The following is an 11,628-nucleotide window of genomic DNA, read 5'->3' as shown; positions in this document are numbered from 1 at the left end:
ATGAGTCTGGAATTTCTAAGACCTAATTTTGCTAAGTTGGGGTAATGAATGCGACGCGGGAAATGAATATGGCACGGGATAAGAAAACCGACGTGCTGGGTGTTTCGACCAGCCGGGGTGGGCAGTTCCAACAGCTTAATGAGCGAATAACGCCAGGTGCTCGTGGGCTGAGCACGATTTTCGGGGTCGCGGGCATACTGCATTTTCTCCGCCCCGCGGTTTTCGATTCGATTGTTCCGGGGTGGGTCCCGGTCTCTGCACGTTGTGCTACTTATGTCAGTGGCGCAGCAGAACTCGGGCTTGCATGTGCGCTGCGTAAATCCCATACCCGCTCGATTGCCGGTTATGCTTCGGCGGCGTTTTTGGTTGCAGTGTTTCCCGCAAACGTGGAAATGATGAGGCGATGGGTGCTGCAGTCACGGCGAAAAGCCGTGGTGAGTGTACTGCGATTGCCCCTACAAATTCCTTTAATCTACGGTGCATGGCGTGTCGGCAAGCGCAACGTCGGTTAAATCACTAGCGGGGGTACGGGGAAGATTGGAAAAGCATAGGAAAATGCTGGTTAAGTAACGATTTCCTAATGAATCGTGTCCATCTAAGGGTGTAATAGTCCAGCCAATCCTTGTTAAGTCAACCCGTGCTTAATAGGGTTAAGCTTTGGCTGTGTGTACAAGAGGTTTCACACAGAGAATTTCCAGTTTTGCGAACGAACATTACCCCCGAGGAGAAGTGAACGAAGATGGCTTCAATTAAGATCCGCAATACCGTAATCACTGGACTTGCTCTATCCAGCCTGGTTCTTACAGCTTGTTCCACTGATGATGCCGAGAGCACCAGCGCAGATGCGACGACGTCGGCAGAATCAAGCGCTGCGGACTCTTCGTCGGATGCTGCCTCCGACGGTGACACCATCACAATTGAAGACAACCACGGCACCCAGGAAGTCCCGAAAAACGCCAAGGCTGTTGCTGCAACGGATAACCGCTCATTCGAGATCTTGGAAAAGTGGGGAGTAGACCTGGTTGCTGCTCCGAAGCAACTGGTTCCGCATACGGTCGATGCTTACCGCGAGGACGATTCGGTCGCCGATCTGGGTATGCACCGCGAACCGGACCTCGAGGCTTTGGTTGCTGCACAGCCGGATCTCATCATCAATGGGCAGCGTTTCCAGTCGCACTACGACGACATTAAGCAGCTGAACCCAGATGCTGCGTTGGTAGAGTTTGAGCCTCGTGACGACGAAGACTTCGCGGAAGAGCTGCGTCGGCATGCATTGGCACTCGGAGAGGTGCTCGGGCATGAGGACGATGCCCAAGAGCTCGTCGACGAATTTGATGCTGCGATCGAACGCGCGAAGAAAGCCTATGATGGTGAATCCAGCGTGATGGCACTGAACGTCTCCGGTGGTGAGCTTGGATATGTCGCTCCGTCCAAGGGCCGTGTTTATGGACCGATCTTCGACATGCTGGATTTGAAACCTGCGCTCGAGGTTGATGATGCATCACAAAACCACAAAGGTGATGATATTTCCGTAGAAGCCATCGCAGACTCGAACCCAGCCTGGATGTTCGTGCTGGACCGCGACGCTGCAATTTCTGCACGGTTGGAACCTGGCTACCAGGCAGCGAAAGATGTGATTGAAGGTTCCGATGCTCTGCGTAACGTCGCTGCTGTCAAAGACGGGCAGATTGTCTACGCTCCAGAAGACACCTACACTAACGAATCCATCATTACCTACACCGAGATTCTGAACGATATCGCTGACGCGTTTGAAGCAGCGAAGAAGTAATTCTTCCGCTCTCGTTTGTAGGTGCGAGTGATCGTCCCGAGAGTAGTCATTATTCCTCGAATGATGCACAAGTGAGGCCTACAATGCCAGCCGAGGCTACGAATTCGTAGCCTCGGCATTGCCATGAGCATCGGTCGATGATGAAGAAATGAAGGCACAAGACATGACCACTGCCACAACGCCTAGCACCCCCGATGGCACAAGTCCGCCTCCCGACGAGCCGGGACAGCAATCCCAATCACGGCGAGCGCAGACACGCACGAAATTATTTGACTGGAAACTGGCCGTCGGTTTCGCCGTCGTCGCAGCGCTGCTGGTGACATCACTGATGGTTGGCGAATACAACATTTTTGAAGCAGCTGACGGTTCGGACTTTTTCTACATCACGCGCTTGCCACGTACTATTGCGTTGGTATTAGCAGGTGCGGCAATGGCGATGTCGGGCTTGGTCATGCAATTACTGACGCAAAACCGATTTGTGGAGCCGACCACCACTGGAACTACCGAATGGGCCGGGCTTGGTCTGCTGTTTGTCATGTACTTCATTCCGACGGCGTCGGTGCTTGAACGCATGATTGGTGCCGTCTTTTTTGCTTTTGTCGGCACCATGGTGTTTTTCCTGTTTTTGCGCAAGGTCTCGTTGCGGTCATCGTTGGTAGTTCCAATTATCGGCATCATGCTGGGTGCAGTGGTCTCGTCGATCTCGACTTTTTTCGCCTTGCAATTCGATATGCTGCAATCGTTGGGCATCTGGTTTATGGGCTCGTTTACCTCGGTATACAAAGGCCAATATGAGGTGCTGTGGGTAGTTGTTGCGATCGCCGTTGCGGTTTTTTTCTTTGCCGATCGTTTGACGGTCGCCGGGCTTGGTGAAGATATTGCCACCAACGTTGGCGTTAATTATGCGCGGATCGTATTGGCGGGCACTGCCTTGATCGCTGTAGCCACCGGCGTGGTCACGGTAGTGGTGGGAGCCTTGCCGTTTTTGGGCTTGATTGTGCCGAATGTGGTCTCCATGTTCCGCGGCGATGATTTGCGCTCGAATCTTCCGTGGGTCTGCTTGTTGGGAATCGCGATTGTGGTGGTGTGCGACCTCATCGGACGTACGATTATCAGTCCATTCGAAATGCCCGTTTCTGTCATTCTGGGCATCGTTGGTGCCATTGTCTTTGTCACCCTGATTGTTAGGCAGGCACGCCGTGGATAATCTTGAGACAAATAAGGTATCGGCACGCACTTCTCGTACAGCAGATCGTGCGCAGGTGGGAAATCCTGAGTCTTCGGATCGTGTGGAAGACGGTATGAGTGCGGCAGCATGCATAAGCGAGAACCAAGGGCAACAACGAAGGGAACGCAGTGCCTCTGCCTTTCAAAATTCCGCCGCGGCTCGCAAATATTGGATTATTTTCGGTGTCCTCGCGGTCATAGCTGCTGGTTGCGGGTTCGGCCTTCTGGCTTATGGGAACCCGATGCCGGTGGGCACCGAGCAATTTTGGCTCATTGCCGAGCGGCGGATGAATTCCGTGATCGCGATGGCGGTGGTCGCGATCTGTCAGGCCATGGCGACGGTGGCTTTTCATACCGTTACGAATAACCGCATTATTACCCCTTCCATCATGGGGTTTGAATCGCTGTATGTGCTGATTCATACCTCGACCGTGTTTTTCCTGGGAGCGGCCGGATTGCATAACGCCCGCACCTTGTCGACGTTCGTGTTCCAGATCGTCGTGATGATTCTGCTTTCCTTGATTCTGTATTCTTGGCTGTTGACCGGAAGGCATGCAAATATGCACGCCATGTTGCTGGTCGGCATCATTATCGGTGGCGGTCTGGGTTCCATTTCGACGTTCATGCAGCGCTTGCTCACACCGTCCGAGTTCGATGTGTTGACCGCACGAATGTTTGGGTCGGTCAATAATGCTGATCCGGAATATTATCCGTTAGCTATTCCGCTCTGCCTGGGGGCGGCCGGACTATTGTTCGTTTTCTCGCGCAGGTTGAATGTGCTGGGGCTTGGCAAAGACGCAGCAATGAACCTGGGCTTGAACTATAAGTTGTGGTCGATTGGTACGCTGATTTTGGTATCCGTGCTGATGGCGGTTTCGACGGCATTGGTCGGACCAATGACCTTCCTTGGATTTTTGGTAGCGACGTTGGCTTATCAATTTGCCGATACTTTTGACCACCGTTTCGTTTTCCCCATGGCGGTATTGACCGCATTTTCAGTACTCACTGGCGCGTATTTCGTGCTCAACCACGTTTTCTATGCCCAGGGAGTCGTCTCGATCGTCATCGAGCTGGTTGGCGGCTCGGTCTTCCTATTTGTCATTTTGAGAAAGGGACGCTTGTGATTACCCTCCGAAACCTGCACAAGGCCTATAGCAGTGACGTTGAGATTGGCCCGGTGAATCTGGAGATTCCTGCCGGCGGTATCACCGCGCTCGTCGGCCCGAACGGCGCAGGCAAGTCAACCTTGCTTACGATGATCGGGCGGTTACTGCAGCCGGATTCCGGAGAGATCACCGTCGGTGGGGCAGACATTTTTAATACGAAGTCGAAGGAATTGGCGCGCATTGTTTCCATTCTGCGCCAGGAAAATCATTTCATTACGCGTTTGACGGTGCGCCAGCTCGTTGGGTTTGGACGCTTCCCGTATTCCAAAGGTCGTTTGACTCCTGCTGATGAAGAAATCATTTCGAAGTACATCGACTTTCTGAATCTCACTTCGTTGGAAAACCGCTACTTGGACCAGCTATCGGGTGGGCAACGCCAACGCGCGTACGTCGCGATGGTGTTGTGCCAGGAAACCGATTATGTGCTGCTCGATGAACCGCTAAATAACCTTGATATTGCGCATTCAGTCGAGATGATGCGCCACCTGAAACAAGTAGGTCCGGAGTTCGGGCGGACCATCATTCTGGTGCTGCATGATATTAACTTCGCTGCACGCTACGCGGACTATATTTGTGCGGTAAAAGACGGGCAGATTTGCGAGTTCGGTACTCCAGAAGAGGTCATGAAAAATCAGATTCTTACCGAGATTTTCAATACGAACATCGCCGTGATTGATGGGCCGGACGGCCTGCTGGCCTGCTATCACTAAATTAACCGACGACGGTGAGAATGTGACAGAGAAAAATATGACGTCGCTAATGTGACGGCGAAATGATGAATCAGAACCTGGTGGCACAGCGGATGCAGCGTTGGATAGATTTCCTTGCTGAGCACCAGGTTCTTTTCTATGTTACGGCGATACTGCTCGGCCTTTTCGCCTCCCCTTGGGACCTGGAGAAGATGGTGACTCCGGTTCTTGGTCTCTTGATGCTGTCGACGTTTTCTGCGCTCCCGCTCCGGCGAGTGCGATTAGCCCCACGGCTAACCGCACTAATTTTGGTTTTAAATTTTCTCATCGTGCCGTGTGTTGTTTGGGCTTTAATCCAGCCTGTACGTGGTGACCAGGTGCTGCTCATCGGGATTACTTTGGTTTTGCTAGCCCCGTGCATCGACTACGTGGTGCCATTTTCTGGCATGGCCGGAGCCGCGCATCACCGGATATTGGCGATCACACCGTTGCTGTTTCTGCTGCAGATGACGCTGCTCAGTCTGCTACTCCCGCGGTTGATTGGGGCGGAATTCGTTGATTCTGCGATGGGGCCAATGTTGCGTGCCGTTGTCGGGATGTTGGCTATCCCACTGGGTTGTGCATGGTTACTACAGCGGTGTGAACGCACGTCGCGGCACCGGAGCGTCGGAAAGATAGCCAGACACGCTCGAATCACCTTAGATGCCGCAATGGTGCCGTTGATGATGGTGACGTTATTCGCCATCACCGCGACGTACGGCGCAGATGTGTTCCGCGAAGGCCGCGAGCTGGTACCTGCGGTAGCTATCTATGTCGTCTTCGCAGTAATCATGGCGATGGTCGGAATTGTTGCCGTAAGAGTGGCTAATTTGCGTATCGACGACGGGGTGGCAGCGGTATTTTCTGGCGTCACCCGAAATTCCCTAGTTGTTATGCCAATTGCTTTCGCATTTCCGGATGGTTTTGAGGCGGTTCCGATCGTGATAGTCACGCAAATCTTGGTCGAGTTGTGCATAATGGTGTTGTTCATAAAAACAGCCCCTTACCTGCAGAAACTTTTGCAATAAATCCCGAATTTGCATTGTGTTTTGTTATCGCTTAAGCTTATCGAAGTCGCCGCGAGGGGCTGACAGAGAAAATAACTTCACAGGATGTTGGTTCTGGTGGTTGTGTTCTTTGTTTGTCTGGTGGTGATGGTGATAATTTTATAGGGCCGATGCTCGCTGGCTTTCGGATGGTTTTTGCTGTTTGTTGTGTTGGTGGGTGGCGCTGGTTGTGGGTGCTTTCTGGTTCCGGTTGTTGTGGTGAACGACACAGTGTTCTGGTTTGTGTTTCTACAACGTAGTGTGTAACATCGGTCTGGCTGCTTTACGGAAGGGCGCTCGTTGATAAGGGTGCTTGAGTAGTGGGGTGGTGGTGTTGTGTGAGAACTCAATAGCGTGTCAATGTACTTATTATTTTTGATACTTACTTGATTAGTGGGATGTAGATCCTTTTTGTTTCTGCATTTGATTAATCGTTTTGAGTAAGTGTTGCTCTTTGATTTTTCTTTTGTAGTTTTTTGACTAGGTTATCAGACTCTTTTTCTGATTTTTTATGGAGAGTTTGATCCTGGCTCAGGACGAACGCTGGCGGCGTGCTTAACACATGCAAGTCGAACGGAAAGGCCTCTTCGGAGGTGCTCGAGTGGCGAACGGGTGAGTAACACGTGGGTGATCTGCCCTGCACTCTGGGATAAGCCTGGGAAACTGGGTCTAATACCGGATAGGACCATGCTTTAGTGTGTGTGGTGGAAAGTTTTTTCGGTGTAGGATGAGCCCGCGGCCTATCAGCTTGTTGGTGGGGTAATGGCCTACCAAGGCGGCGACGGGTAGCCGGACTGAGAGGTTGGTCGGCCACATTGGGACTGAGATACGGCCCAGACTCCTACGGGAGGCAGCAGTGGGGAATATTGCACAATGGGCGCAAGCCTGATGCAGCGACGCCGCGTGGGGGATGACGGCCTTCGGGTTGTAAACTCCTTTCGCCAGGGACGAAGCGTTTTGTGACGGTACCTGGAGAAGAAGCACCGGCTAACTACGTGCCAGCAGCCGCGGTAATACGTAGGGTGCAAGCGTTGTCCGGAATTACTGGGCGTAAAGAGCTCGTAGGTGGTTTGTCACGTCGTCTGTGAAATTCCACAGCTTAACTGTGGGCGTGCAGGCGATACGGGCTGACTTGAGTACTGTAGGGGTAACTGGAATTCCTGGTGTAGCGGTGAAATGCGCAGATATCAGGAGGAACACCGATGGCGAAGGCAGGTTACTGGGCAGTTACTGACGCTGAGGAGCGAAAGCATGGGTAGCAAACAGGATTAGATACCCTGGTAGTCCATGCCGTAAACGGTGGGCGCTAGGTGTAGGGACCTTTTGGGGTTTCTGTGCCGTAGCTAACGCATTAAGCGCCCCGCCTGGGGAGTACGGCCGCAAGGCTAAAACTCAAAGGAATTGACGGGGGCCCGCACAAGCGGCGGAGCATGTGGATTAATTCGATGCAACGCGAAGAACCTTACCTGGGCTTGACATACACTGGATCGCTGCAGAGATGTAGTTTCCCTTGTGGCTAGTGTACAGGTGGTGCATGGCTGTCGTCAGCTCGTGTCGTGAGATGTTGGGTTAAGTCCCGCAACGAGCGCAACCCTTGTCTTATGTTGCCAGCACGTTATGGTGGGGACTCATGAGAGACTGCCGGGGTTAACTCGGAGGAAGGTGGGGACGACGTCAAGTCATCATGCCCCTTATGTCCAGGGCTTCACACATGCTACAATGGCCGGTACAATGCGCAGCGAGCCTGTGAGGGTGAGCTAATCGCTTAAAGCTGGTCTTAGTTCGGATTGGGGTCTGCAACTCGACCCCATGAAGTCGGAGTCGCTAGTAATCGCAGATCAGCAATGCTGCGGTGAATACGTTCCCGGGCCTTGTACACACCGCCCGTCACGTCATGAAAGTTGGTAACACCCGAAGCCGGTGGCTCAAACTCGTTTAGGGAGCCGTCGAAGGTGGGATCGGCGATTGGGACGAAGTCGTAACAAGGTAGCCGTACCGGAAGGTGCGGCTGGATCACCTCCTTTCTAAGGAGTTTTTATTGTGCACTGATTGTTTCCACAGTTGTGGGTGGTCAGTGTTTTGCTGTGATTGTTGTTCATGCACCTGTATGTGGGTGTGTGGGTTGCAGCGTTATTATTTTTTGTTTGTGGGTTTGCATTCTGTTTTCACTTGGTTGAGTGGGTATCATTTTTTTGTGTGTTGGCACGTTGTTGGGTGTCTCGGGCAGCACTTGTGTGTTGTTCGTTGACCATCATGGCTGTGGGTGAACGTTTGTGTTTGCTTGTGGTTGTGGTTGGTGTGGTGTGTGAGAACTGTATAGTGGACGCGAGCATCTGTGCGCATGATGCAGCTTTTGTTGTGTTGTGTGTGCTGTAATTTTTTTCTTTTGTGTTTATTTTGTTGTGTGTTGTAAGGGCACATGGTGGATGCCTTGGCATGCTAAGCCGATGAAGGACGTGGAAGGCTGCGTTATGCCTCGGGGAGTTGTCAATCGAGCGTTGATCCGAGGATGTCCGAATGGGGAAACCCGGCTGTGGTTATTCGCAGTCACCTGCTGGTGAATTTATAGTCAGTATGGGGGTTACGCGGGGAAGTGAAACATCTCAGTACCCGTAGGAGAAGGAAACAATAGTGATTTCGTTAGTAGCGGCGAGCGAACGCGAATGTTGGCTAAACTGCATGTGTGTGATACCTGGTAGGGGTTGCATGTGTGGGGTTGTTGGGAGCAATTGTTCAGTCACTACCATGGCTGTGCTGGTGCGTGCGTGTTAGGTGAAGTGGTTTGGAATGGCCCACCGGAGTAGGTGAGAGTCCTGTAGTTGAAGGCATGTGCGTGTTGGTTGTTGTTTCCCGAGTAGCGGCGGGCTCGTGGAATCTGCCGTGAATCTGCCGGGACCACCCGGTAAGCCTAAATACTTAGTGTGACCGATAGCGGATAGTACCGTGAGGGAATGGTGAAAAGTACCCCGGGAGGGGAGTGAAATAGTTCCTGAAACCATGTGCTTACAATCCGTCAGAGCACCTTTTGTTGTGTGATGGCGTGCCTTTTGAAGAATGAGCCTGCGAGTCAGCGGCATGTCGCGAGGTTAACCCGTGTGGGGTAGTCGTAGCGAAAGCGAATCCTAATTAGGGTGTTGTAGTGGCATGTCCTGGACCCGAAGCGGGGTGATCTACCCATGGCCAGTGTGAAGCAGCTGTAAGAGGTTGTGGAGGCGCGAACCCACGTAGGTTGAAAACTGCGGGGATGAGCTGTGGGTAGGGGTGAAAGGCCAATCAAACTCCGTGATAGCTGGTTCTCCCCGAAATGCATTTAGGTGCAGCGTCGTAGGTTAGCTTGGTGGAGGTAGAGCTACTGTTTGGTTGAGCGGGACTATCATCTTAGCAACATCAGACAAACTCCGAATGCCATTGAAGTGTTCTACGGCAGTGAGACTGTGGGGGATAAGCTTCATAGTCGAGAGGGAAACAGCCCAGATCGCCGGCTAAGGCCCCTAAGGGTGTACTAAGTGGAAAAGGATGTGGGATCGCGATGACAGCCAGGAGGTTGGCTTAGAAGCAGCCATCCTTGAAAGAGTGCGTAATAGCTCACTGGTCGAGTGGTTCTGCGCCGACAATGTAGTGGGGCTCAAGTACACCGCCGAAGCCGCGGCAACTATTTTTAGTTGGGTAGGGGAGCGTCGTGCATGAGGTGAAGCATGAGTGTGAACACGTGTGGATTGTGTGCGAGTGAGAATGCAGGCATGAGTAACGAATTGTAAGGTGAGAATCCTTACCGCCGGATGACTAAGGGTTCCTGGGTCAAGTTCGTCTTCCCAGGGTGAGTCGGGACCTAAGGCGAGGCCGACAGGCGTAGTCGATGGATAACCAGTTGATATTCTGGTACCCGAGTGTGTGCGTCAATGGTAAAGCAGTGATACTAACCACGTGTGAGACTCATTGATTATGCTCTTTGAGTGTGTTGATGGGTTGAGTTTGTGGGGCCTGATCTGTGGTCCAAGTGATGGGGTGACGCAGTGGGGCAGCCACGCCGCTTATTGGATTGTTGGTGTAAGCGTTGAGGTTGGTGCCATTGGTAAATCCGGGCACTGTTTGCTGAGGCGTGATGCGTAGCCCTTTTTTGGGTGAATGTGGTGTGCTTATGCTGTCGAGAAAAGCCTCTAGCGAGTGCATATTCGGCCCGTACCCTAAACCGACACAGGTAGTCAGGTTGAGAATACTAAGGCGTTCGGGTGAACTGTGGTTAAGGAACTCGGCAAAATGTCCCCGTAACTTCGGGAGAAGGGGAGCCCCACCGGGTTTTGCTTGGTGGGGCCGCAGAGAATAGAGGGGTCCGACTGTTTATCAAAAACACAGGTCCATGCGAAAACGTTAAGTTGATGTATATGGACTGACGCCTGCCCGGTGCTGGAAGGTTAAGAGGACCTGTTAGATCTTTTGGGTCGAAGCGGAGAATTTAAGCCCCAGTAAACGGCGGTGGTAACTATAACCATCCTAAGGTAGCGAAATTCCTTGTCGGGTAAGTTCCGACCTGCACGAATGGCGTAACGAGACCCCTGCTGTCTCAACCACAGGCCCGGTGAAATTGCAGTACGAGTAAAGATGCTCGTTACGCGCGGCAGGACGAAAAGACCCCGGGACCTTCACTATAGCTTGGTATTGGTGTTCGGTTTGGCTTGTGTAGGATAGGTGGGAGACTGTGAGGCATGCACGCTAGTGTGTGTGGAGTCGTTGTTGAAATACCACTCTGGCTTGATCGGATACCTTAACCTTGGCCCATGATCTGGGTTGGGGACAGTGCCTGGTGGGTAGTTTAACTGGGGCGGTTGCCTCCTAAAGAGTAACGGAGGCGCCCAAAGGTTTCCTCAGCCTGGTTGGCAATCAGGTTTTGAGTGTAAGTGCACAAGGAAGCTTGACTGTGAGAGTTACTGCTCGAGCAGGGACGAAAGTCGGGACTAGTGATCCGGCACCTACTTGTGGATGTGGTGTCGCTCAACGGATAAAAGGTACCCCGGGGATAACAGGCTGATCTTCCCCAAGAGTCCATATCGACGGGATGGTTTGGCACCTCGATGTCGGCTCGTCGCATCCTGGGGCTGGAGTAGGTCCCAAGGGTTGGGCTGTTCGCCCATTAAAGCGGCACGCGAGCTGGGTTCAGAACGTCGTGAGACAGTTCGGTCTCTATCCGCCGCGCGCGTAGAAACTTGAAAAAGGCTGTCCCTAGTACGAGAGGACCGGGATGGATACACCTCTAGTGTGCCAGTTGTCACGCCCGTGGCATGGCTGGTTGGCTACGTGTAGAAGGGATAACCGCTGAAAGCATCTAAGCGGGAAGCCTGTTTTGAGATGAGGTTTCGTTATTAGGTGCCCTAGAGACTATGGGGTTGATAGGCCAGATCTGGAAGCGTTGTAAGGCGTGGAGGTGACTGGTACTAATTCACCGAACTACTACAACATGCCGGTTTTTTGGCTGGTGTTTTTCGTGAGAGATTAATTTTTGTTGTGCTTTGCGTCCACTATGCAGTGTTTGACACACCACGCCGTGTTTGTGTGGTTGACGGGCACATGATTTGTTTGTGTGTTGTCTGGTTGGTTGTGTCGGTGGTTGATAGCGGCAGGGAAACGCCCGGTCCCATTCCGAACCCGGAAGCTAAGCCTGCGTCGCGCTGATGGTA

At 52.5% G+C, this 11,628-nt stretch carries 6 protein-coding genes and 3 rRNA genes; all 9 read left to right on the top strand.

Going from position 1 to position 11,628, the window contains the following annotated elements; translation table 11 throughout:
* The first annotated feature begins 44 nt into the window (after window positions 1-44).
* On the top strand, window positions 45-512 hold the full coding sequence (locus HMPREF1292_RS00040) for a hypothetical protein (protein WP_232217995.1): 468 nt from the start codon (window positions 45-47) through the stop codon (window positions 510-512).
* Window positions 513-739: 227 nt separating this feature from the next.
* Window positions 740-1,789: a siderophore ABC transporter substrate-binding protein gene (locus HMPREF1292_RS00035; RefSeq protein ID WP_023018218.1), complete on the top strand. Its 1,050-nt coding sequence runs from the start codon at window positions 740-742 to the stop codon at window positions 1,787-1,789.
* A 163-nt stretch (window positions 1,790-1,952) separates the two neighbouring features.
* On the top strand, window positions 1,953-2,996 hold the full coding sequence (locus HMPREF1292_RS00030) for an ABC transporter permease (protein ID WP_023018217.1): 1,044 nt from the start codon (window positions 1,953-1,955) through the stop codon (window positions 2,994-2,996).
* Between the two features lie 94 nt (window positions 2,997-3,090).
* On the top strand, window positions 3,091-4,140 hold the full coding sequence (locus tag HMPREF1292_RS00025) for an iron chelate uptake ABC transporter family permease subunit (RefSeq protein WP_051137398.1): 1,050 nt from the start codon (window positions 3,091-3,093) through the stop codon (window positions 4,138-4,140).
* The gene (locus HMPREF1292_RS00020) at window positions 4,137-4,892 is read left to right on the top strand and encodes an ABC transporter ATP-binding protein (protein WP_023018216.1); all 756 of its coding nucleotides are present in this window, start codon (window positions 4,137-4,139) and stop codon (window positions 4,890-4,892) included. Before HMPREF1292_RS00025 ends, HMPREF1292_RS00020 begins: the two co-directional genes overlap by 4 nt.
* A 62-nt stretch (window positions 4,893-4,954) precedes the next feature.
* Complete coding sequence (locus tag HMPREF1292_RS00015) at window positions 4,955-5,938, top strand: hypothetical protein (RefSeq protein WP_084521286.1); 984 nt, start codon at window positions 4,955-4,957, stop codon at window positions 5,936-5,938.
* A 526-nt stretch (window positions 5,939-6,464) separates the two neighbouring features.
* A 16S ribosomal RNA gene (locus HMPREF1292_RS00010) occupies window positions 6,465-7,980 on the top strand.
* Window positions 7,981-8,355: 375 nt separating this feature from the next.
* Window positions 8,356-11,410: ribosomal RNA gene (locus HMPREF1292_RS00005) — 23S ribosomal RNA — on the top strand.
* 141 nt (window positions 11,411-11,551) lie between these two features.
* Window positions 11,552-11,628 (top strand): 5S ribosomal RNA (rrf, locus tag HMPREF1292_RS10300); the annotation flags it as partial.

This window comes from Corynebacterium sp. KPL1995 (genome assembly GCF_000477935.1).
In the GTDB taxonomy this organism is placed as follows: Bacteria; Actinomycetota; Actinomycetes; order Mycobacteriales; family Mycobacteriaceae; genus Corynebacterium; species Corynebacterium pseudodiphtheriticum.
This window is presented reverse-complemented; position numbering and strand designations above follow the sequence as displayed.